Genomic DNA, 22,569 nt, shown 5'->3' with positions numbered 1-22,569 from the left:
TATCCGAAATAGATGACTTTTAGTTTTTAAATGAATGAATTGGTGCTGGAATTCGTCCGCCCCTGTTAATCATTTTAGCAGGACTGTTTAAATTAACAGGCATAACAGGTGCGTACCCAAAAAGGCCACCAAAATCAATTTTTTCGCCAACCTTTTTCCCGGTTGCCGGAATAACTCTGACCGCTGTTGTCTTGTTATTAATTACCCCAATAGCCGCCTCATCGGCAATCATACCGCTAATGGTTTCAGCAGGCGTGTCACCGGGAACTGCAATCATATCCAAGCCAACTGAACAGACCGCAGTCATTGCTTCAAGTTTCTCTATGTTCAAGTTACTATGTTCGACAGCCTTGATCATACCGCTATCCTCTGAAACCGGAATGAATGCTCCTGACAAGCCGCCTACATGCTCGCAGGCCATAACGCCACCCTTCTTAACCGCATCGTTTAGCAAGGCCAATGCAGCCGTTGTGCCAGGTGCACCGACGCTTTGCAGTCCGATTTCTTCTAAAATCTCAGCAACCGAATCACCTTGACTTGGCGTTGGAGCCAATGAAAGATCGACAATACCAAATGGCACATTTAAGCGTTCTGCAGCCACATTTCCAACAAACTGTCCCATCCTGGTTACTTTAAAAGCCGTCTTTTTAATGGTTTCCGAAACAATATCAATTGACTCACCACGGACTTTTTCCAGAGCCCGTTTCACAACTCCCGGTCCACTAATGCCAACGTTAATGACTTTATCGGCCTCGCCAACACCATGAAAAGCACCTGCCATAAATGGATTGTCCTCAACTGCATTGGCAAAAACGACAAGACTCATGCAGCTCACAGGATCAATCGCCGCCAACTGCTTGACGACCTGCCCCATCTGTTTGACCGCATCCATGTTAATACCGGCACGGGTTGATCCAACATTGACAGATCCGCAAACCCGCGTTGTTTCATTCAACGCTTCCGGAATTGAAGCAATTAATTTTTTATCACCGGTTTGGTAACCTTTTTGAACTAAAGCCGAAAAGCCGCCAATCAGATCAACGCCTAACGTTTGAGCAGCCTTTTCCATCGTTTCGGCGTATGCGACATAGTTATCGTCGTGACACGCAGCGGCAATCATTGAAATCGGTGTCACTGAAAGTCGCTTATTGACAATTGGAATACCATATTCAGATTCGATTTGATTGGCAACTTTAACAAGATCTTTTGCGCTGCTAGTCAACTTGTCATAAATTTTTTGACGGGCTTTCTCACCGCTACTATCAATACAATCAAACAATGAAATTCCCATTGTGATCGTTCGAATATCCAATTTTTCTTCGGAGACCATTTGAATGGTTTCTAATATTTGCTTGGTTTCCATTTCAAATTAACCTCCTATAGTTTTTGAATGGCGTCAAATAATTCTTGGCGTTGAATATGGATATCCAGCCCTGTTTCGGATCCTAATTCAGTTAATCCCCTTTTAATGGTCTCAAAATCAACTTCCGATTCACGCCACTCTCCCATTAGCATCATTGTAAAATCTCCATGCATTAATGTTTGAGAAATATCAGTAATATTTACTTTCAATGTTGCTAATTTTTGTGATACCTTGGCAACGATTCCAATCTGATCGTGACCAATCACCGTGATAACTGCTTTCATCCAAATTCATCCTTTCATCTCATCCGTTGAGATTATCGCATTTCATTAATAATACCCGAAAATGAGAAGTTCATCAATCAGGTTTTAATTTTTAAATTCATCAGTACCAATTTTAATTGCATCAATTGATACTGATGAATATGATATAATGTTTTTATATCAATATACTAGATTAAAGGTGGAAAAATAATGGCGACAGAAAAGGAAAAATTTTTAGCCGGCGAACCTTATAACATCATGGATCCGGAATTAGCTTCAGAGGAAACAAAAGCCCGTCGTTTATGTAAAATGATGAATGAATTGGACGATACAGCTGGTAAGGAAAAAGAACAATTGATCCGCCAGTTATTTGGCTCCGTTGGGAAAAGTCCATGGGTCCAGCCAAATTTTCGTTGTGACTTTGGTTACAATATTCATGTCGGTGATAACTTTATGTGCAATTATGATAACGTTATTTTGGATATTGCTCCCGTTACAATTGGCAATCACTGCATGTTGGCACCGCATGTTCAAATTTATTCAGCCTATCATCCGCTTGATCCAGCCGGACGAGAGGCTTTCACCGGGCTTGGCAAACCGGTTACACTTGGAGATGATGTTTGGGTTGGCGGCGGATCCGTCATCCTCCCGGGAGTGACATTAGGAAACAATGTGATTGTCGGTGCAAATTCAACAGTGACAAAATCATTTGGCGATAATGTGATTATCGCTGGCAATCCCGCACGCATTTTACGCGAAAATCCAAATAAATTTCAAAAATAAAAAAACAGTGTTGACATTATTAAAAACTGGGTGTAAATTAATGACAATCATTAAATTCACATTAGAAAAAGCGATGAAGAGAAACGTCATTTTGTAGTTGTAATCAGAGAGTTGCTGGTTGGTGAGAAGCAATTTACGATATAAAATGATCATCATCTCCGAGCTATGTAGCCAAATGTTTTTAGTAGGTTGCATTGGGAGCACCCATTATTATGTCAGCGTATCGTAATTTTTACTGTACGTGTGAGATAGCCTTAGTAATAAGGTTATAAAGATAAGGTGGTACCGCGCTAAAACGTCCTTTAATTACCAATGATTGGGTAATTAAAGGACGTTTTTTGTTGGATTTTAATGAAGAAAGAGTTAAAGGTGGTGAGGACATATGAAATCGGACATTAGCAACTCTAACGATAATCCAGGTCAGATTAGTCACTTAGGGGCTGTTAGCAACTTAAACTTTTTACAACATAATGCACCATCGAGTTTTAAACATATTAGATTTAACATAGCTTTCATTTTTAACGACATAGTTTCACACTGTATTATTACCCACACATATTTGTCCTCACAAAATCTTATAAGCGAGGACAAACAAATCAACTAAATTTATGGAGGTCACGCTTATGGATACACAAAAACAAGCTACATTAGAATTATCAGCAAAGGAAAACGCATTTGCAAAGGAACTTTTCAACGCCTATCAATCACATAGAGCGTTAAAGGAGTCAGACTGGAAAGACGTTGTTACCGATGAAGCAACCGCATACCGGGTTCAAAAACGATTTACCGAACTCAAAAGTGAGGAAGTTGGCGGTTATAAAGTATCGCTGACCAGTAAGCAGACTCAAGATATGTTTGATTCGGATTCCCCATTATATGGCGCACAAGTTAAAAGTCACTTTGTCCAGTCGCCAGTCACGTTACATCGAGCAGAGTTAATGGAACCGTTAGCAGAGGTAGAGATGCTGTTTACAGCTAAAGAACCCCTTAGCAGTAAAGATTCTCTTGAGGATTTATTGAAGAAAACCAAGGTCGCCCCTGCCGTCGAAGTACCTGATTCACGCTTTAGCGATTGGTTCCCAAGCTTATCCAAATATATGGTAATGGCAGATGCGGCAGTTGGTGGATTTGTCGTTTATGGCCAAGAAGTAGAGGCCACCCGTTTATTCGATCACGTCGATGATTTGGCAAATGTCACATGTCAGCTCTTCCACAATGGTCAGAAATTAAAGGACGGTGCGTCATCAGAAGTACTTGGTAATCCTTTAAACTCACTTCATTGGTTGGTTAAAAAGCTGGAGGATCAAGGTCAACCGCTACAAGCAGGTCAACGCGTATCAAGCGGTACTTTCCTCTTACCTGAATCTTTAACCGATGGCGAATGGAAAGCAACCTTTGATCAAGGACTTGGTGCCGTTTTCTTGAATGTATTGAAAGATTAACTTGTCTATCACTGCGTTAACTAGAATGATGATAATTGATAAAAATAAAAAACACTGTCAATTTTGACAGTGTTTTTTATTTGCCCAATTTTTTATTAAGTCGTGCATTAACAAGATGTCATCTTCATATATATGCTATATTTAAGACAATTATATGTAACAGTGAAAGGAAAACCACATGCAGCAAATTAGATGCACACTATTGTTACTGATGGCAACAATGCTTTCGCTTTGTCTTACCATCTTGACTACCAATCAGGACGTGGGCGCAAATCCGCTAAATCCAGCGTTCAATGCGCCTAAGACCATCCATTCAAGTGCTGAAAATATACCAAAGAACGGTTACATAGCCGTTAATCAACAATTTGACGGTACTAAAACGTCAACTAATCAAAAGAATCGTTTGTCTGCTCATTCGATTGCAAAATTAATCAAGGAAACGCCGGATATGAATCCGGATCCATTAATTTTATCTTTGTCTCATACCGATTATCTTAAAAACGAGAAGTTGTTTGACGTTTCATATAACGTTTTTCATTTTTCACCAAAAGCAATGTTTAAATCTAATACAGCAACTATTTATACAACTTCAAATAGATTATTACCTTTGATAAAGATAGCAGCAAATAAGTGGAATAACGCTTTGGACACAGTTGTCTTTAAAATTGGATCTCAAAGAACACACACATTAACCATTAGTTTCGGTAACGCTGGTCAGGACAATTGGGATGGGCTATTTAATGGAAGAAAGATCTACGTGGACAGAGCCCATTTTAATGATCCTAAATACCCCACTGCTTATATGAAGCCGTCTATAGCCTCCCAGATGTCGATTGAACAATACTGGACAGGTGTGATTGCCCATGAACTTGGCCACACCCTTGGTCTGGACCATACAGCTTATCAAAGTGACTTAATGTTTGCGCCTACCAGCGATGGAAATGTTATTACAAAGTATTTGTGGAAACGACCAATTCAACGATCATCAACCGGGTTGGATGGCACAGAAACAGCTCAGATTTCTCAGCGTGATTTAAATAGAGCCAAATTAGCTAAACAACTAGACTATTGGTAATAATAAAGAGATCAGGACAAGCCAACTTGCGACTTGTCACTGATCTCTTTATTATTAACCGCAATTTACCAAGCTAAAAACCTTTAAAACAACCCAAGTTTTTTAATTCGTTGGCAGGCCTCTGTAAACCTTGGCTCGTCAATTAATAATCCTACACGAACAAATCCTTCACCACCATCACCAAAACCGTTTCCGGGAGCTACAGCAACTGCCGCTTTTTCTAATAATAGATCTGCAAAGGACTCACTTGTATAGCCTTCTGGAACCGGCATCCACGCGTAAAAAGATCCACCGGAATGATATGGTTCCCACCCGATTGAGCGAGCAGCCGTAAAGAATTGATTTCTTCTTTTTTCATATAGGGCCACCAAATCCCTAACGGTATGCTGGTCACTATTTAAAGCCGTGATGGCAGCTTTCTGCATTGCAGGAAAAACACTAACAAATAGGTGATCCTGCAATAAGTTAATGGCTTCGATCATATCGGCATTTCCGGCCGCAAATCCAATTCGCCATCCGGCCATATTATAGGATTTAGAGAATGTATATGTTTCAATACCGACTTCTTTCGCTCCGGGTGTTTGTAAGAAACTGATTGGCTTTTTACCATCAAAACCAATCGCGCCATAAGCAAAATCATGGACAACGCCAATTTGATTTTGATTGGCAAATGCGACCGTCCTTTCAAAAAAATCAGGTGTTGCGACTGCCCCGGTTGGATTATTAGGATAGTTAAGATACATCAACTTGGCCTTTTTTACAATTTGAGGATCCAAATCATGATAGTCAGGCATGAAATTATTTTTTTCCTTGAGACGCATTAATGACAAATCCACCTGCGCAAGGGCAACACCCGACAGATAATCTGGATAGCCAGGATCAGGCAATAACATAGTATCGCCAGGATTTAAAATCGCAAATGGCAACTCTACCAAACCAATCTTTGAGCCTCCCAAAATTGCGATTTCTTTATCAGGGTTCAGTTCAACTCCATACTCCCTTTTGTAGAAATCGGCAGCTGCCCGCTTTAATGCCGGATCTCCGCGAAATTGTGAATATTTATGATTATCAGGGACAGCAGTTTGCTCCTGCATGGCCTTTACAATAAAATCCGGTGTTGGTTGATCTGGATTCCCTTGACCCAAGTTGATCACGTCGGCTCCGGTGTCAATTTTTGCGTTCACTTTTTTCACTAAGTTAGCAAAAAATTGTTTTGGAAGTCCCTGAAGCACATTTGATTCTGCAAATTTCAACTTAAATTCCTCCAGTATGATGTCACATTTATTTAGATCATTTATGTATAGCCCTGTTTACGTAATAAGGTTAAAAACTTAAGACCCACCTACCCAAGACATATAAAGTTAATTATGAGTAAATACCCCATAATTGTCAATGTGGTTTTAACGATTTTTTAATCATTCTAAAAAATGATCTTTTCCTTATGTATAAACTCTGACCGTCTCATTCGATTGCCAATCAATCTATACATTTAAACAGATTTCTGCTAGAATGGTCACATTATTGTATTTTTATGTTATGTTTTATTACATATTATTAGGAGGATGATTATGAACCACAAATTGTCAAAAGCCCAGAGATGGGTTGTCTTTTTGATGACTTTTTTGACTTGCCTTATTTTTTCAAACATTGCGGCACAGGCAAAAACTTATCAAATTGGAACAGATGTTACCTACCCACCATTTGAATTTGCAAACAAGCAAAACAAATATGTTGGTATTGATATTGACATTATGAACGCCATTGCTAAAGAAGAGGGATTTAAAGTTCATATTAAACCGGTCGGATTTAATGCTGCCGTGCAGTCAGTTCAGTCAGGGCAAGAAGATGGTGTTATCGCTGGGATGACTATCACACCAGACAGACAGGCTAAATTTGATTTTGGAACCCCCTACTATAAAACAGGCGTGGTTATGGCCGTCGCAAAAAGCAGTCATATTACGAACTTTAAACAATTAAAAGGTAAACGGGTTGCGTTAAAGACAGGAACTGCGGCCGCAGATTATGCCAACAGCATTAAGAAAAAATATGGCTTTAAAACCGTAACTTTTGATGATTCCGATAATATGTATCAAGATGTTACAACTGGAAATTCGGTTGCCTGTTTTGAGGATCAACCGGTCATGCAATATGGCATTAAACAGGGACTTAAATTAAAAATTGTGACTAAACCAGCAAACACCGGTTGGTACGGTTTTGCCGTTAAAAAAGGTACTCACAAAGCACTTGTTTCTAAATTTAATGCTGGTTTAAAAAAGATTAGGGCAAATGGTACCTACGATAAAATTGTTGGTCAATATTTGGGCAGCAATGCTAACCAAGCCGTCAAAGGAAAAACATTTACGATCGGTACAGATGTCACGTTTCCACCATTTGAGTTTGCAAACAAACAAAATAAATACGTTGGTATCGATATGGACTTAGTTAGAGCGATTGCCAATGAACAGGGCTTTAAAGTAAAAATTAAGCCTCTGGGATTTAATGCAGCTGTTCAAGCAGTTGAATCAGGACAAATTGATGGTGTTATTGCCGGCATGTCAATTACAAATGCTAGAAAAGCACAATTTAATTTTTCGAATCCCTACTTTACTTCTGGAGTTGTGATGGCCGTTAATAAAAAAAGTAAGGTAAAGTCGCTTTCTCAATTACGTGGAAAGAAAGTGGCTGTAAAAACCGGAACGGCCGGTGCAGATTACGCTAACAGCATAAAAAAGAAGTATGGTTTTACGGTCACTACCTTTGATGACTCAAACAATATGTATCAGGACGTTACAACCGGGAATTCTGCAGCGTGTTTTGAAGATCATCCGGTTATGCAATATGCTATTAAGCAGGGAACCAAGTTAAAGATTGTCACAAAACCGGCTGAGAGTGCACCATATGGATTCGCCGTTAAGAAGGGCCATAATAAAGCATTGTTGGCTGCCTTTAATAATGGGCTTAAGGATTTAAAAGCCAGTGGCACCTATGATGATATTAAAGCTAAGTATTTAGGGAGCAGCGATGCGCTAACAACGACAAAATCAACAGGCAGTTCTGAAGATCGGACTTTTCTTGGATTGATCAAGCAAAATCAAGGTGCTTTACTATCGGGATTAAAAGAAACAATGTGGCTAACCGTCGTTTCTATTTTCTTCGCCACTATTTTTGGGATTGTTGTTGGACTAATGGGTGTCGTTCCTGGCAAATTTTTCAACTGGTTATCAAGCATTCTCATTTACCTCTTCCGGGGAATGCCGCTGCTTGTGTTGGCATTGTTCATCTATACCGGCATTCCAAGCCTAACGGGCGAAAAAATACCTGCTTTTGTTGCTGGTGTTGTGACGTTAACATTTAACGAAGGTGCTTATATCGCAGCCTTTGTTAAAGGCGGAATTCAAGCCGTTGATCCCGGACAGATGGAGGCAGCACGTAGTCTTGGCTTGCCATTTGGTAAGTCTATGCGCAAGGTTATTTTGCCTCAAGGAATTCGAATCATGATTCCATCTTTTATCAATCAATTCATCATCACTTTAAAGGATACCTCAATTCTTTCAATTATCGGTTTACTTGAGTTAACCCAAACCGGTAAAATTATTATCGCCAGAAATCTTGAAGGATTTAAAGTTTGGACGATTGTTGCGTTAATGTATCTCATCATTATTACGTTATTAACTTGGTTGTCCAACTGGGTTCAAAGGAGAACAAAAGTATGAGCGAAAAAGTAAAAGTGACAAATTTAGTGAAGACGTTTGGCACAAACAAAGTGTTAAAGGGCATCAACTTGACAGTCCAAAATAATGAGGTCGTTGTGATTATTGGTCCCTCCGGATCGGGTAAAAGCACCCTACTTCGGACACTGAATAAGCTTGAAGAACCAACATCGGGATCAGTTGTTATTGACAACGTTGATATCGCTAATAAAAACGCTAATATGAATACGGTTCGTGAAAATATCGGCATGGTATTTCAACATTTTAACCTTTTTAACAATTTAACCGTTGGTGAAAACATTATGCTGGCACCTGTTGAGTTAAAAAAAGAAAGCAAACAGGCCGCAGCAGAACAAGCCAAACGTTTACTGAACACGGTTGGCTTGGAAGAAAAGTTTAACGCACGAGTCCAATCACTATCAGGAGGACAGCAGCAACGTGTTGCTATTGCTCGAGCTCTGGCAATGGATCCAAACATCATGTTATTCGATGAACCGACTTCAGCACTAGATCCTGAAATGGTTGGCGATGTCCTTGAGGTTATGAAAGATTTGGCTAAAAAGGGAATGACGATGATTGTGGTCACTCATGAAATGGGTTTCGCTAAAGAAGTCGCCGATCGAGTCGTATTTGTTGATGACGGGCAAATTTTAGAGCAAGGAACTCCTGATCAAATATTTGAACATCCTAAGAATGAACGTTTACAGGATTTCTTAAATAAGATTTTGAATGTTTAATATATAAGCAACGTAAAGAAATGATTTCCTCTTTCTATGGCTGTTAATAAGTATATAAAGGTAACGTCATAAATCACAAACGGGTCAGATGATGGTCCTGCAATATCTGTTGTTGGTAATAGATTTAATCTATTACCAACAACAGTTTTTTTATTGTTATTGAATATATAAAATAGGCACTTCCCGTCTGTTCATTAAAAAAAGCCAGCTACCATCAAAGTTTTTAGCGAAAGAAGGATATGTCTTGTATGGCTTATATTCAAACGGTCTCTTAGACGAACCTAATAAGAAAAATCACGTCCTTAATCGAAACTTTTAAAAACATACAGGTTGTTCCGAATGCTTTTAAAATTAAAACAAAAAGAGCTCTACTCACAACGTTGATTAGAACTCTAATATTTTGACTCGCCGACTATAGATGGCGGCGAGTGAACAGTTTTGGGGCTGTATCGACTCCGATAAGAAGGGTCTAAAATTATTTAAGTAAAAAAACAACGTTGAATTAAAAATATTCAACGTTGTTTTTATTCATGTTTCCATATGATGGTACAAGATACCGGAGGTGGGGTTCGAACCCACACGTCCTCAACGGACACTGGATTTTGAGTCCAGCGCGTCTGCCAGTTCCGCCACTCCGGCAAAATAATAATTGATTGGCCACTATATGGTTAAAGGCGGTAATCGGATTCGAACCGACGATGAAGGTTTTGCAGACCTCTGCCTTACCACTTGGCTATACCGCCAAAACTTTGGCTAACCCCAAACTGGGTTAGCTGGATTCGAACCAGCGCATGACAGAGTCAAAGTCTGTTGCCTTACCACTTGGCTATAACCCAATCAAAGGGCGGTAGGTGGGAATCGAACCCACGCGTGTCGGATCCACAAACCGATGTGTTAACCACTTCACCACTACCGCCATAGTATTATTAACAGGGATAGTAGGAGTTGAACCCACACCGACGGTTTTGGAGACCGTAGTTCTACCATTAAACTATATCCCTATGATGGAGGGGAGTGGATTCGAACCACCGAACCCGAAGGAGCGGATTTACAGTCCGCCGCGTTTAGCCAGACTTCGCTACCCCTCCATAAATGGCGCGGGACAGAATCGAACTGCCGACACATGGAGCTTCAATCCATTGCTCTACCGACTGAGCTACCGAGCCAAATAAACCATTAACAGAGATAATAATACTAAGTTGTGTATTCAGTTTTCAAATACATAACAACGGTCCGTACGAGACTCGAACTCGTGATCTCCTGCGTGACAGGCAGGCGTCCTAACCAACTAGACCAACGAACCAGGCTGTTATGGGATGGAGGATACAGGGATCGAACCTGTGACCTCCTGCTTGTAAGGCAGATGCTCTCCCAGCTGAGCTAATCCTCCATAATGACCCGTACGGGATTTGAACCCATGTTACCGCCGTGAAAGGGCGGTGTCTTAACCACTTGACCAACGGGTCATAAAACTTATTATTCGGTTACGGAGAGTAAGGGATTCGAACCCTTGAAACAGGCTTTTACCCGTTTACATCATTTCCAATGATGCTCCTTCGGCCAGCTCGGACAACTCTCCAATTAAATAATAACTCCGGCAGGCGGGCTCGAACCGTCGACAACCTGATTAACAGTCAGGTGCTCTACCAACTGAGCTATGCCGGAATAATTGCGTGGCAACGTCCTACCCTTGCAGGGGGCGATCCCCCAACTACTCTTGGCGTGCAGAAGCTTAACGACTGTGTTCGGCATGGGAACAGGTGTATCCTTCTGGCTATCGCCACCACACTATTTTCCTGAAAGAACTTCGTTCTCTCAAAACTAGCTAATATTAATTTTCTGCCTTCAAACACCATTTCTACTTGGTTAAGTCCTCGACCGATTAGTATTGGTCCGCTCCGTGCATCGCTGCACTTCCACTTCCAACCTATCTACCTGATCATCTCTCAGGGGTCTTACTTCCATATAGGAATGGGAAATCTCATCTTGAGGCGAGTTTCACACTTAGATGCTTTCAGCGTTTATCTCATCCATACATAGCTACCCAGCGGTGCGCCTGGCGGCGCAACTGGTACACCAGCGGTATGTCCATCCCGGTCCTCTCGTACTAAGGACAGCTCCTCTCAAATTTCCTACGCCCGCGACGGATAGGGACCGAACTGTCTCACGACGTTCTGAACCCAGCTCGCGTACCGCTTTAATGGGCGAACAGCCCAACCCTTGGGACCGACTACAGCCCCAGGATGCGATGAGCCGACATCGAGGTGCCAAACCTCCCCGTCGATGTGGACTCTTGGGGGAGATAAGCCTGTTATCCCCAGGGTAGCTTTTATCCGTTGAGCGATGGCCCTTCCATACGGAACCACCGGATCACTAAGCCCGACTTTCGTCCCTGCTCGACCTGTCTGTCTCGCAGTCAAGCTCCCTTCTGCCTTTACACTCGTCGAATGATTTCCAACCATTCTGAGGGAACCTTTGGGCGCCTCCGTTACTGTTTGGGAGGCGACCGCCCCAGTCAAACTGCCTACCTGACACTGTCTCCCGCCACGCTAAGTGGCGCGGGTTAGAGTGTTCACACAGCGAGGGTAGTATCCCACCAATGCCTCCACCGAAACTAGCGTTCCGGCTTCAACGGCTCCTACCTATCCTGTACAAGCTGTGTCAACACCCAATATCAAGCTACAGTAAAGCTCCATGGGGTCTTTCCGTCCTGTCGCGGGTAACCTGCTTCTTCACAGGTATCTCAATTTCACCGAGTCTCTCGTTGAGACAGTGCCCAGATCGTTACGCCTTTCGTGCGGGTCGGAACTTACCCGACAAGGAATTTCGCTACCTTAGGACCGTTATAGTTACGGCCGCCGTTTACTGGGGCTTCATTTCTGGGCTTCGCCGAAGCTAACTCATCCACTTAACCTTCCAGCACCGGGCAGGCGTCAGCCCCTATACGTCATCTTACGATTTTGCAGAAACCTGTGTTTTTGATAAACAGTCGCCTGGGCCTTTTCACTGCGGCTGGCCATGTGGCCAGCACCCCTTCTCCCGAAGTTACGGGGTCATTTTGCCGAGTTCCTTAACGAGAGTTCACTCGCTCACCTGAGGATTCTCTCCTCGACTACCTGTGTCGGTTTGCGGTACGGGTAGTTGATGACTCACTAGAAGCTTTTCTCGGCAGTGTGACGTGGGTTGCTTCCCTACTTAAATTTCGGTCCTCATCACCACTTGTCAACCCGCCAAAAAGCATTTGACTCTTTGACTGACTCGTGGCTTGAACATGCCTTTCCAACTGCATGCACAACTTAGCCTCCTGCGTCCCTCCATCGCTCAAACATCATCAACTAGTACAGGAATCTCAACCTGTTATCCATCGCCTACGCCTTGCGGCCTCGGCTTAGGTCCCGACTAACCCTGGGAGGACGAGCCTTCCCCAGGAAACCTTAGTCATTCGGTGGATCAGATTCTCACTGATCTTTCGCTACTCATACCGGCATTCTCACTTCTAAGCGCTCCACCGGTCCTTGCGGTCCGGCTTCGTTGCCCTTAGAACGCTCTCCTATCACCTGAACAAAGTTCAGGTCCGCAGTCTCGGTAATATGCTTAGCCCCGGTAAATTTTCGGCGCGGGATCACTCGACTAGTGAGCTATTACGCACTCTTTAAATGGTGGCTGCTTCTGAGCCAACATCCTAGTTGTCTATGCAACTCCACATCCTTTTCCACTTAGCATATATTTAGGGACCTTAACTGGCGGTCTGGGCTGTTCCCCTTTCGACGATGGATCTTATCACTCATCGTCTGACTCCCGGATAAAAATCAATGGTATTCGGAGTTTATCTGAACTTAGTAACCCATGACGGGCCCCTCGTCCAAACAGTGGCTCTACCTCCATGATTCTACGTCCGAGGCTAGCCCTAAAGCTATTTCGGAGAGAACCAGCTATCTCCAAGTTCGTTTGGAATTTCACCGCTACCCACACCTCATCCCAGCACTTTTCAACGTACACGGGTTCGGCCCTCCAGTGCGTTTTACCGCACCTTCAGCCTGGACATGGGTAGATCACCTGGTTTCGGGTCTACAGCAACATACTTCAACGCCCATTTCAGACTCGCTTTCGCTGCGGCTCCGGCTTTAACACCTTAACCTTGCATGCAACCGTAACTCGCCGGTTCATTCTACAAGAGGCACGCTATCACCCATTAACGGGCTCTAACTGCTTGTAGGCACATGGTTTCAGGAACTGTTTCACTCCCCTTCCGGGGTGCTTTTCACCTTTCCCTCACGGTACTGGTTCACTATCGGTCACTAGGGAGTATTTAGCCTTGGGAGATGGTCCTCCCGGATTCCGACGACGTTTCACGTGTGTCGCCGTACTCAGGATCCTGAACTGAGGGTGCTGGATTTCACCTACGGGGCTATCACCCTGTTTCGCCAATCTTCCCAGATTGTTCGGTTATCCATCACTTTGGTAACTCAAATGTTCAGTCCTACAACCCCAATGAGCAAGCTCATTGGTTTGGGCTGTTCCCCGTTCGCTCGCCGCTACTGAGGGAATCGAAATTTCTTTATTCTCCTGTGGGTACTGAGATGTTTCAGTTCCCCACGTCTACCTCTACTCAGCTATGAATTCACTGAGCAGTAACAGTCGATTAAAACTGCTGGGTTTCCCCATTCGGAAATCTCCGGATCAAAGCTTACGTACAGCTCCCCGAAGCATATCGGTGTTAGTCCCGTCCTTCATCGGCTCCTAGTGCCAAGGCATCCACCATGCGCCCTTGATAACTTAACCTAAGTATCCTACGGATACTTTAGTTAATTGAGTATTTGCGATTTTTTACTTAGTTAACAAACTCAAAATAACGCGGTGTTCTCGGTTGAAATTGGATTATATCCAATTCAATAAATTACAGAAAATTAATATTATCTAGTTTTCAAAGAACCAAATTCTGACGCTGACGCGTCAATGGAGAATAGCGGGATCGAACCGCTGACCCCCTGCTTGCAAAGCAGGTGCTCTCCCATCTGAGCTAATTCCCCATGTTACGCCGGTCATGAGGCCGGGTGATGGGCCTAAATGGACTCGAACCATCGACCTCACGCTTATCAGGCGTGCGCTCTAACCAGCTGAGCTATAGGCCCAAAAAGCGTAACCGTGTTTGAGAGTAGACCTCTCAAAACTAAACAAAACTTTCGACATTGTGTAGGTTTCCGAATTTTCCTTAGAAAGGAGGTGATCCAGCCGCAGGTTCTCCTACGGCTACCTTGTTACGACTTCACCCTAATCATCTGTCCCACCTTAGACGGCTGGCCCCCGAAGGTTACCTCACCGGCTTTGGGTGTTACAAACTCTCATGGTGTGACGGGCGGTGTGTACAAGGCCCGGGAACGTATTCACCGTGGCATGCTGATCCACGATTACTAGCGATTCCAACTTCATGTAGGCGAGTTGCAGCCTACAATCCGAACTGAGAACGGCTTTAAGAGATTAGCTTGACCTCGCGGTTTCGCGACTCGTTGTACCGTCCATTGTAGCACGTGTGTAGCCCAGGTCATAAGGGGCATGATGATTTGACGTCATCCCCACCTTCCTCCGGTTTGTCACCGGCAGTCTCGCCAGAGTGCCCAACTAAATGCTGGCAACTGACAATAAGGGTTGCGCTCGTTGCGGGACTTAACCCAACATCTCACGACACGAGCTGACGACAACCATGCACCACCTGTCATTCCGTCCCCGAAGGGAACGCCTAATCTCTTAGGTTAGCAGAAGATGTCAAGACCTGGTAAGGTTCTTCGCGTAGCATCGAATTAAACCACATGCTCCACCGCTTGTGCGGGCCCCCGTCAATTCCTTTGAGTTTCAACCTTGCGGTCGTACTCCCCAGGCGGAGTGCTTAATGCGTTAGCTGCAGCACTGAAGGGCGGAAACCCTCCAACACTTAGCACTCATCGTTTACGGCATGGACTACCAGGGTATCTAATCCTGTTCGCTACCCATGCTTTCGAGCCTCAGCGTCAGTTGCAGACCAGACAGCCGCCTTCGCCACTGGTGTTCTTCCATATATCTACGCATTTCACCGCTACACATGGAGTTCCACTGTCCTCTTCTGCACTCAAGTCTCCCGGTTTCCGATGCACTTCTCCGGTTAAGCCGAAGGCTTTCACATCAGACCTAAAAAACCGCCTGCGCTCGCTTTACGCCCAATAAATCCGGACAACGCTTGCCACCTACGTATTACCGCGGCTGCTGGCACGTAGTTAGCCGTGGCTTTCTGGTTGGATACCGTCACGATGTCAACAGTTACTCTGACACCCGTTCTTCTCCAACAACAGAGTTTTACGAGCCGAAACCCTTCATCACTCACGCGGCGTTGCTCCATCAGACTTTCGTCCATTGTGGAAGATTCCCTACTGCTGCCTCCCGTAGGAGTTTGGGCCGTGTCTCAGTCCCAATGTGGCCGATTACCCTCTCAGGTCGGCTACGTATCATTGCCTTGGTGAGCCATTACCTCACCAACTAGCTAATACGCCGCGGGTCCATCCCAAAGTGATAGCCGAAACCATCTTTTAAACAAAAACCATGTGGTTTTTGTTGTTATGCGGTATTAGCACCTGTTTCCAAATGTTATCCCCCGCTTCGGGGCAAGTTACCCACGTGTTACTCACCAGTTCGCCACTCGTCTTAATGTCAAATCAGTTAAATGCAAGCACTCAACTTCATTGACCAAGACGCGTTCGACTTGCATGTATTAGGCACGCCGCCAGCGTTCGTCCTGAGCCAGGATCAAACTCTCATCTTAAAATCAAAATGATCATTTGTGACTCATTGATTATTTTTTATTGTTACTAGCGAATTGACTTCGCAATTTGTTAATTGGCTTCGATCAAAAATCGAAGCACCCTACACAATTTGTTTGTCGAAAATTTTGTTCAGTTTTCAAAGGTCTACTTGGCTATCAAAGCGCTTGTTCATCGCTTTTGACAACTATTTAATATTATCAGATTTCCAATTGAAATGCAAGCAGTTTTTTGAAAGAAACAAAACTTGAATTTGGCATTGAAAGTCGATTGCTTTAACGCAACGAAAACTAGTTTACCAAGATTTCGAAAGCTGGTCAAGTACAAATTTAAAAATCCAGTCAAAAAAAGTCTTTTGCATCTTCCATCCATTCGCTACGTCGTTTAGAAAGTGTCGAAAAGCCAATATTCAAACGATAGTTCGTCCAATAGTGGTGGTTTGAAAACCGACCATTTGCTGATTGTTTAAACACCTCATAATTAACCGAATTACTCCTGGTAGATAGACTTATTTTCCCTGTATATTCATCAATATCAATAATTAAAGAACTGACTATCTCTCCCACGCTAAATAGTTGATTGATATCTTCTACATATCCTGATTGGCATTCCGATATATGGATCAACCCTTGATTTTGATTTCCCAAATCAACAAAAACGCCATATGGCTGAATGCCGGTGACAACACCCTTAACTTTCATACCAACTTTTAATCCCAAATCAAGCACTCTCCTATAAATGACTCTCAACATGTCCGAACGTTAAACAGATCCATGACATCCTGTTTAACGATTTTTGATCACAAAAATTCTCAAAGTACTTTAACCAACTTCATTAACCACCTTTGACATAAAACAGAGCTATCCAAAAGATTGATTTTTGTTTAAACTCTAACTTTAATTATAAAAAACAACATTAATTTGGTAAAATCATATGTAAATCAATCGAAAGGAATGATCCTGTGAGTACCCTTATCGATTTTATCTTACACATCGATGATCATCTTATTAATATTGTCAACACGTTTGGAAATTCGACTTATCTAATCCTCTTTGCAATCATTTTTATAGAAACGGGAATTGTTATCTTTCCGTTCTTACCAGGAGACTCATTGCTATTCGCTGCGGCAGCTTTAGCTGCTAATGCAACTTATGGATTAAACATTGAATTATTTGTCGCTCTTTTCTTAATTGCTTCAATAACAGGTGACTCCTTAAACTTCTATTTAGGAAAAAAATTCGGAGAACTAATTCCTAGACATAAAGTCTTAGGTAAGTTTATCAAAGAAAAGGACTTAGATAAAGCACGAACATTTTTTAATAAATATGGTGCAATGGCAATCTTCCTTGGAAGATTTATGCCAATCATTAGAACATTGATGCCTTTTGTTTCAGCAACAAGCGATTTTCCGTATACTAAATTCATCAAATACAATGTCTCTGCCTGTATCGCTTGGGTCGCAATCTGTTGCGGTGCCGGATATTTCTTCGGAAACATTCCAATTGTGAAAGAAAACTTTTCAATGGTGATTATAGGAATTGTCATAATTTCTTTAATCCCGGCATGTATTGGATTCATTAAAGCAAAAATGACACCCGAAAAATAGCTCAAAGGACCTATCTTCAATTCAAGGAGATGGGTCTTTTTTAATAACTCATATACGAAACAGCAAAATTTCGATGCTCACATTCCTTCGCTTGCCATGATTTCCAATAAAATAAAAAAGCACCGCATAGCAAGTGTTTAACTCACTATGTGGTGCAATGCTTACTGCAGTAAGGAGAGTACAGGATTTGAACCTGCGCGCCGGCGCAAAACCGGTTCGCCGGATTTCGAGTCCGGTGCATTACCACTCTGCCAACTCTCCACAACAAATAACATTATATCAATTGTCAGGACACTTGTAAATTATTAATTCCAGTGATTGTCATGTTAAAAGCCCTTAGCGGATTCAAAGCCCAAAACAAGTCTCATTGCCTATTAATAAAAAGCGTCGTTAAGCTCAACTCATAAAGAAGTTGACTTAACGACACTTTTTATTTTCTAATATTTTAAAAGCGTGAAGAAATCATAGTCTTTAACTTTTTCGCGTCCCTTAAGTTCGGTTAATTCAATCAAGAAAGCAGTCCCAACAACAATGCCGCCCAATTTTTCAACCAACCTAATTGTCGCGTCAATTGTGCCTCCTGTGGCCAACAAATCGTCTGTTACCAAAACCCTTTGACCAGGCTTAACGGCGTTTGTACGCAAGTATAAGGACGATTTCCCATACTCTAAGCCATAACTCTCTTCAATGGTTTCACCAGGAAGCTTATTCTTCTTTCGCGCAGGTGAAAAACCAACACCCAATTTGTAAGCAACAGGACAACCAACAATGAAGCCACGTGCCTCTGGTCCAACGATCATTTCGACATTTCGGTCTTTTGCAAATTGAACAATTTGATCGGTAGCTGCGCGATAAACTTCCCCGTTCTCCAACATTGGTGAAATGTCTCGGAATAGAACCCCCGGTTCCGGAAAGTCGGGATAAGACGCAATATACTTAGAAAAATCGATTGACATATTCTTTCTTCCTTTCATCAGTTGTCTAAATAACCTTTGACAAAACTGACTAATTCTTTCGTATTAGAGACCAATAACGCTTTTTCGGTCTTTACTTGTTCTTGCCTCAAGTGATAACTTGGAGCCGACTTTAAATCCTTAGAAAGATAATGAGGATTCAAATTAATGATCTTATCGTGAATTGTAATAAAATCCAGTTCTAAAAATACTTGAATCATAAATACAACCGTTCTTGAAGTAAGATTTAATTGCTTTGCTAGTTTTTGCAACTGAGTTCCAATATTTAAATTTGGATTGTTTTTAACGAACCTAAATAGTTTAGCATAAGAACTTCGATCTGGCATCCCTATTCTTGAAATCAAACGCTTTTTATACAGATACAAAACCGTGGTTTTAGGATGACTGTGGCGAAGCACAGTTGCCAAATCGTCCACAACATCGGGGCAATCGACAATAAACAATTTTGTCCCTACAATTTTATTAGATGCTAATTGATCGTACATTAGAGCCGAAGAATCGTCATTGATATAACCCTTTAATTGGGTAAAAACATTTTCGTGAAAAAAAACGTATGTGCCAAGTTGACTAAACATTTGTTTATGAAGCTTCTGAGTCCGCTCATCAACGATTGGTAAGGCTATTTGCTTCAAATCACTCACCATTAATTGAATAGTGGTGTGGTTATTCCAAGTGTTTTCATTGATTTCCCCAGACACTTTTATTGAAGCCGAGCCATTGGAAAGTTGTCCAGCAGCTGCTCCCTGGCCAAAAGCAACTGCAGTTAAACGGCTCTTATTCTTTACCAGGCTAAAGCGAAGATGATCACCGGTTTTTCCCATCGTTTTCACATCAATGAGTTGGTCGTACTCAATCTCAAAAACCGGTTTGGGGTTGTCCTGGCCAAAGGGCGCCAGCACATTCAAATTTTTAATAAACTGATTATCAATCTGATCGGCAGAAATTTTAGCAGCGATATCCAACGTTGGTTTCTGACTCAAATCAAGTTCTTGGTCTTCGGCCGCTTTTTCAAGCTGGTCCTTTAAAACAGAAATCTTGTCTTTATTAATGGTAAGCCCAACAGCGGAATGATGACCACCAAATCCAATTGTTTGATCTCGGATAGGGTCAATAGCAGAAAAAAGATCAAATGACTCAACACTTCTCCCTGATCCTTTTACTTGATCATTACCATCTTGAGACGTTAAAACAATTGTCGGTCGACCATACTTCTCCACTAATTTGCTGGCGACAATTCCCAGTACGCCCTGATGCCAATCATCACCAACAACTACCAAGGTTGAGCGATTCTCTGCATCACCCGAAGACTCGACCATCTGAACAGCTTGCTGGTAAAATTCATCAACCAGTGACTTACGACTATCATTTTGATGATCGGCAAATTTAGCAAGTTCAGTAGCCTTTTGATCGTCAAAAGTGGAAAGCAACTCAACACCAATATTTGCATCGTCGATTCGCCCCAACGAATTAAGCCTTGGTGCAATGCCGAAACCGATATCCTGCTCGTCAAACTTGCTTAAGTCAATATCCGCAGCTTTAATCAATGCCAAAAGACCAGGACGTTGTGTATTTCTAATGGCATTCAAACCGAATTTAACAATCGCGCGATTCTCATCTTTAAGGGACACAATATCAGCAACGGTGCCTATAGCTGCAACATCAATGAAATCAATTGGTAAATCTTCCATTAATGCTTGAGCAACCTTGAGAGCAACTCCCGCTCCCGATAGGTCACCAAACGGGTATGCCCGTCCCTCTTGGTTTTTAACACGTGGGTGAATAATTGCGTACGCATTGGGTAACACTTCCGGTAACGAATGATGATCTGTGACTAACACATCGCAATGCAAGGAGTTAGCAACATCAATTGCCTCATTTCCGGCGACACCATTATCAACGGTAATAATCAACGTCGTACCGTTATTTATAATTTTCTCAAAAGCGTCAACGTTTGGACCATAACCGTCTGAAAAACGATTCGGAATATAATAATCAACATTTGCTCCTAAATCGTTAAGCACTTCATACATAATCGTAGTGCTGGTAATGCCATCAGCATCATAGTCCCCATAAACGGTGATTTGTTCTTCGTTTTCAACTGCGTGTTGGATTCGTGCAATCCCCTTTTTCATGTCATGCATCAAATAAGGGTCGTGAAAATCTTTCGACGATGGCGTCAAAAAGTCCTGGGCAGCTTCCTCAGTGCTAACACCTCTTTGAAGCAAAATTGATGCGATAAGCGGATCAATTTTTAATGCCTCGCTAAGTGCCTGAACCTGCTGTGGATCAGTATTCTGCCTAATTCGCCATTTAAATTTTGAATCAATCATAAAAAACACGCTACCTTACTTTTGGGATGACAGTTTGTCAGTTAACTTCTCGATTTCTGATTCTAAATCACTAATCTGTTGATCCTTGGCACCAATTTCTTGTTTACCGGATGAATTTTTCAATCTGGTTTCCAGTGCTTTAAGACTATCTTGTAAATGATTAATTTGATCAGTCAATTCTTGCTGGCGTTCATCACTTTGATTCTGAAGTTCTTTATATTCTCGATTTTGTCGAATATTTTGCGTAGAAGAAAATAGAAAAATAATCAAAGCCCCGATCAGTAAACAAACCAAAATTAGCAATACCAGTGGCATTTCAACCGAAGTAAAGCCAAAACTAACGTCAACTTTTTCTAAATTCAGCATTGCAAAAACAGCAATTAAAATAATCAGAATAATACTGATTATTGTTGTAACTTGTTTTTTCAAAATGCACATCCCCCTAGCCACATAGTTGTACAATATTCTTTAATTAAACCAATACATCTAAAAGATCACTGCACTTAATATCTTTTAAACTAAACCAACCGTTATGAATCAAGTTTTTTAAACGGAATGTCAATCACGTCAAAATCTTTGACAACTTTTGTATTCGGAAAAACAACTTTTGCCTGTTTTTCAAGTTCATACACTAATTTACCTGTATAGCGGGCAGAAATATGATTGAGTAATAGTTTTTTGACATGTGCTTTCTTGGCAATTTGTGCTGCTTGAACATTTGTCGAGTGATAATGACTTCTTGCAAGTTTGGTTTCGCTTTTTCCAAGCGTACTTTCATGAACCAAGACATCAGCATTCCGGGCCAATTTAACCGCATTCTCCGTCTTACGGGTATCACCAATAATTGTCACAATTCTGCCGGGTTGTGCAGGACCAATCATCTGTTTACCATCAACGACACGTCCATCATCAAGTGTCACAGTTTCTCCCTTTTTAAGGCGACCATACACAGGGCCTGATGGAATATGAAGTTGAGTCAATTTATCAACCATCAATTCGCCCGGATGATCATGCTCCACAACTCGATATCCAATACTTAAAATCCGGTGGTCAAGGGGTGCAGCGTAGACAGAAAATTTGTTATCTTCAAAAATGAGTCCATTCGTTTGCTTCGTCAGTTCATGGAATCGAATTTTATAAGATAAATGACTTTCTGAAATTTTTAAGCTTACTTCGACGTACTCCTTAATTCCCTTTGGGCCATATATGTCAAGCGGCTCAAAGCCTCCTTGAAATGAACGGCTGCTCAGTAATCCAGGTAAGCCAAAGATATGATCACCATGGAGATGACTAATAAAAATTTTGTCGATTTTTCGAGGTCTAATCGTTGAACGTAAAATTTGATGTTGAGTTCCCTCCCCAACATCAAATAACCAAACTGAATTAATTTCATCCAGTAACCTAAGTGCTAAACTTGAAACATTTCGAAACTTTCCCGGAGATCCAGCTCCGGTTCCTAAAAATTCAATTTGCATCATTTATCGTTTCCTTAACTCTT

The 22,569-nt window shown here is 42.0% G+C and carries 14 protein-coding genes, 15 tRNA genes, 3 rRNA genes and 1 other annotated feature; of the genes, 6 read left to right on the top strand and 26 right to left on the bottom strand.

Annotation, left to right across the window (positions count from 1 at the left end):
* Positions 1-19 precede the first annotated feature (19 nt).
* Positions 20-1,363 carry a PFL family protein gene (locus tag GQR93_RS06175; protein WP_003553392.1) on the bottom strand — a complete coding sequence of 448 codons (1,344 nt, stop codon included), beginning with the start codon at positions 1,361-1,363 and terminating at the stop codon, positions 20-22.
* Positions 1,364-1,377: 14 nt separating this feature from the next.
* Complete coding sequence (locus GQR93_RS06170; protein ID WP_003553390.1) at positions 1,378-1,647, bottom strand: ACT domain-containing protein; 270 nt, start codon at positions 1,645-1,647, stop codon at positions 1,378-1,380.
* Between the two features lie 189 nt (positions 1,648-1,836).
* Here GQR93_RS06170 and GQR93_RS06165 point away from each other — a divergent pair, with 189 nt between their 5' ends.
* The 3 genes from GQR93_RS06165 (at position 1,837) to GQR93_RS06155 (ending at position 4,926) form a co-directional block, all read left to right on the top strand.
* Entirely contained in the window at positions 1,837-2,409 is a 573-nt protein-coding gene (locus GQR93_RS06165) for a sugar O-acetyltransferase (protein ID WP_003553388.1), read from the top strand.
* Positions 2,410-2,473: 64 nt separating this feature from the next.
* Positions 2,474-2,715: a binding site (T-box leader), on the top strand.
* Positions 2,716-3,017: 302 nt separating this feature from the next.
* Positions 3,018-3,851, top strand: a complete 834-nt coding sequence (locus GQR93_RS06160; protein ID WP_003553382.1) for a 2-keto-4-pentenoate hydratase — start codon at positions 3,018-3,020, stop codon at positions 3,849-3,851.
* A 178-nt stretch (positions 3,852-4,029) separates the two neighbouring features.
* Entirely contained in the window at positions 4,030-4,926 is an 897-nt protein-coding gene (locus tag GQR93_RS06155) for a matrixin family metalloprotease (RefSeq protein ID WP_225430272.1), read from the top strand.
* Positions 4,927-5,009: 83 nt separating this feature from the next.
* Here GQR93_RS06155 and GQR93_RS06150 read toward each other — a convergent pair whose 3' ends face one another.
* Positions 5,010-6,179 (bottom strand): pyridoxal phosphate-dependent aminotransferase, encoded by a 1,170-nt coding sequence (locus tag GQR93_RS06150; protein WP_003553378.1) that lies wholly within the window; start codon positions 6,177-6,179, stop codon positions 5,010-5,012.
* 309 nt (positions 6,180-6,488) lie between these two features.
* Between GQR93_RS06150 and GQR93_RS06145 the strand changes: the two genes are divergently transcribed.
* A complete protein-coding gene (locus GQR93_RS06145) occupies positions 6,489-8,639 on the top strand; it encodes an amino acid ABC transporter substrate-binding protein/permease (RefSeq protein WP_003553376.1) in 2,151 nt (716 codons plus the stop codon).
* On the top strand, positions 8,636-9,373 hold the full coding sequence (locus GQR93_RS06140; protein ID WP_003553372.1) for an amino acid ABC transporter ATP-binding protein: 738 nt from the start codon (positions 8,636-8,638) through the stop codon (positions 9,371-9,373). Before GQR93_RS06145 ends, GQR93_RS06140 begins: the two co-directional genes overlap by 4 nt.
* A gap of 554 nt (positions 9,374-9,927) precedes the next feature.
* Here the strand turns inward: GQR93_RS06140 and GQR93_RS06135 are convergent.
* The 18 genes from GQR93_RS06135 to GQR93_RS06050 form a co-directional block, all read right to left on the bottom strand.
* Positions 9,928-10,012: transfer RNA gene (locus tag GQR93_RS06135), tRNA-Leu, on the bottom strand.
* A 33-nt stretch (positions 10,013-10,045) separates the two neighbouring features.
* Positions 10,046-10,116 (bottom strand) — tRNA-Cys (locus GQR93_RS06130).
* 21 nt (positions 10,117-10,137) lie between these two features.
* Positions 10,138-10,209, bottom strand: a tRNA-Gln gene (locus GQR93_RS06125).
* 7 nt (positions 10,210-10,216) lie between these two features.
* Positions 10,217-10,289 (bottom strand) — tRNA-His (locus tag GQR93_RS06120).
* A gap of 14 nt (positions 10,290-10,303) precedes the next feature.
* Positions 10,304-10,374: transfer RNA gene (locus GQR93_RS06115), tRNA-Trp, on the bottom strand.
* 4 nt (positions 10,375-10,378) lie between these two features.
* Positions 10,379-10,461, bottom strand: a tRNA-Tyr gene (locus tag GQR93_RS06110).
* A 5-nt stretch (positions 10,462-10,466) separates the two neighbouring features.
* Positions 10,467-10,539: transfer RNA gene (locus GQR93_RS06105), tRNA-Phe, on the bottom strand.
* 63 nt (positions 10,540-10,602) lie between these two features.
* Positions 10,603-10,676 (bottom strand) — tRNA-Asp (locus tag GQR93_RS06100).
* A gap of 14 nt (positions 10,677-10,690) precedes the next feature.
* Positions 10,691-10,763 (bottom strand) — tRNA-Val (locus tag GQR93_RS06095).
* Positions 10,764-10,767: 4 nt separating this feature from the next.
* Positions 10,768-10,839: transfer RNA gene (locus tag GQR93_RS06090), tRNA-Glu, on the bottom strand.
* A gap of 21 nt (positions 10,840-10,860) precedes the next feature.
* Positions 10,861-10,952: transfer RNA gene (locus GQR93_RS06085), tRNA-Ser, on the bottom strand.
* 13 nt (positions 10,953-10,965) lie between these two features.
* Positions 10,966-11,038 (bottom strand) — tRNA-Asn (locus tag GQR93_RS06080).
* A gap of 6 nt (positions 11,039-11,044) precedes the next feature.
* Positions 11,045-11,161, bottom strand: a 5S ribosomal RNA gene (gene rrf / locus GQR93_RS06075).
* Positions 11,162-11,235: 74 nt separating this feature from the next.
* A 23S ribosomal RNA gene (locus GQR93_RS06070) occupies positions 11,236-14,155 on the bottom strand.
* A gap of 175 nt (positions 14,156-14,330) precedes the next feature.
* A tRNA-Ala gene (locus tag GQR93_RS06065) sits at positions 14,331-14,403 on the bottom strand.
* Between the two features lie 28 nt (positions 14,404-14,431).
* Positions 14,432-14,505 (bottom strand) — tRNA-Ile (locus GQR93_RS06060).
* 84 nt (positions 14,506-14,589) lie between these two features.
* Positions 14,590-16,163 (bottom strand): 16S ribosomal RNA (locus tag GQR93_RS06055).
* The 16S, 23S and 5S rRNA genes sit together here with 14 tRNA genes alongside, the layout of an rRNA operon.
* A 339-nt stretch (positions 16,164-16,502) precedes the next feature.
* Positions 16,503-16,913, bottom strand: a complete 411-nt coding sequence (locus tag GQR93_RS06050) for a CvfD/Ygs/GSP13 family RNA-binding post-transcriptional regulator (RefSeq protein ID WP_159298723.1) — start codon at positions 16,911-16,913, stop codon at positions 16,503-16,505.
* Positions 16,914-17,122: 209 nt separating this feature from the next.
* Between GQR93_RS06050 and GQR93_RS06045 the strand changes: the two genes are divergently transcribed.
* A complete protein-coding gene (locus GQR93_RS06045; protein ID WP_003555313.1) occupies positions 17,123-17,767 on the top strand; it encodes a VTT domain-containing protein in 645 nt (214 codons plus the stop codon).
* Between the two features lie 172 nt (positions 17,768-17,939).
* Here the strand turns inward: GQR93_RS06045 and GQR93_RS06040 are convergent.
* The 5 genes from GQR93_RS06040 to rnz form a co-directional block, all read right to left on the bottom strand.
* A tRNA-Ser gene (locus tag GQR93_RS06040) sits at positions 17,940-18,028 on the bottom strand.
* Positions 18,029-18,204: 176 nt separating this feature from the next.
* Complete coding sequence (locus GQR93_RS06035; protein ID WP_187117448.1) at positions 18,205-18,723, bottom strand: adenine phosphoribosyltransferase; 519 nt, start codon at positions 18,721-18,723, stop codon at positions 18,205-18,207.
* 17 nt (positions 18,724-18,740) lie between these two features.
* Positions 18,741-21,071 (bottom strand): single-stranded-DNA-specific exonuclease RecJ, encoded by a 2,331-nt coding sequence (gene recJ / locus GQR93_RS06030; protein WP_159298722.1) that lies wholly within the window; start codon positions 21,069-21,071, stop codon positions 18,741-18,743.
* 15 nt (positions 21,072-21,086) lie between these two features.
* Positions 21,087-21,509 (bottom strand): LapA family protein, encoded by a 423-nt coding sequence (locus GQR93_RS06025; protein WP_003555305.1) that lies wholly within the window; start codon positions 21,507-21,509, stop codon positions 21,087-21,089.
* A gap of 92 nt (positions 21,510-21,601) precedes the next feature.
* A complete protein-coding gene (gene rnz, locus GQR93_RS06020) occupies positions 21,602-22,546 on the bottom strand; it encodes a ribonuclease Z (protein ID WP_187117450.1) in 945 nt (314 codons plus the stop codon).
* Positions 22,547-22,569 lie beyond the last annotated feature (23 nt).

It is taken from the genome of Lentilactobacillus hilgardii (genome assembly GCF_009832765.1).
Lineage (GTDB): Bacteria > Bacillota > Bacilli > Lactobacillales > Lactobacillaceae > Lentilactobacillus > Lentilactobacillus hilgardii.
This window is presented reverse-complemented; position numbering and strand designations above follow the sequence as displayed.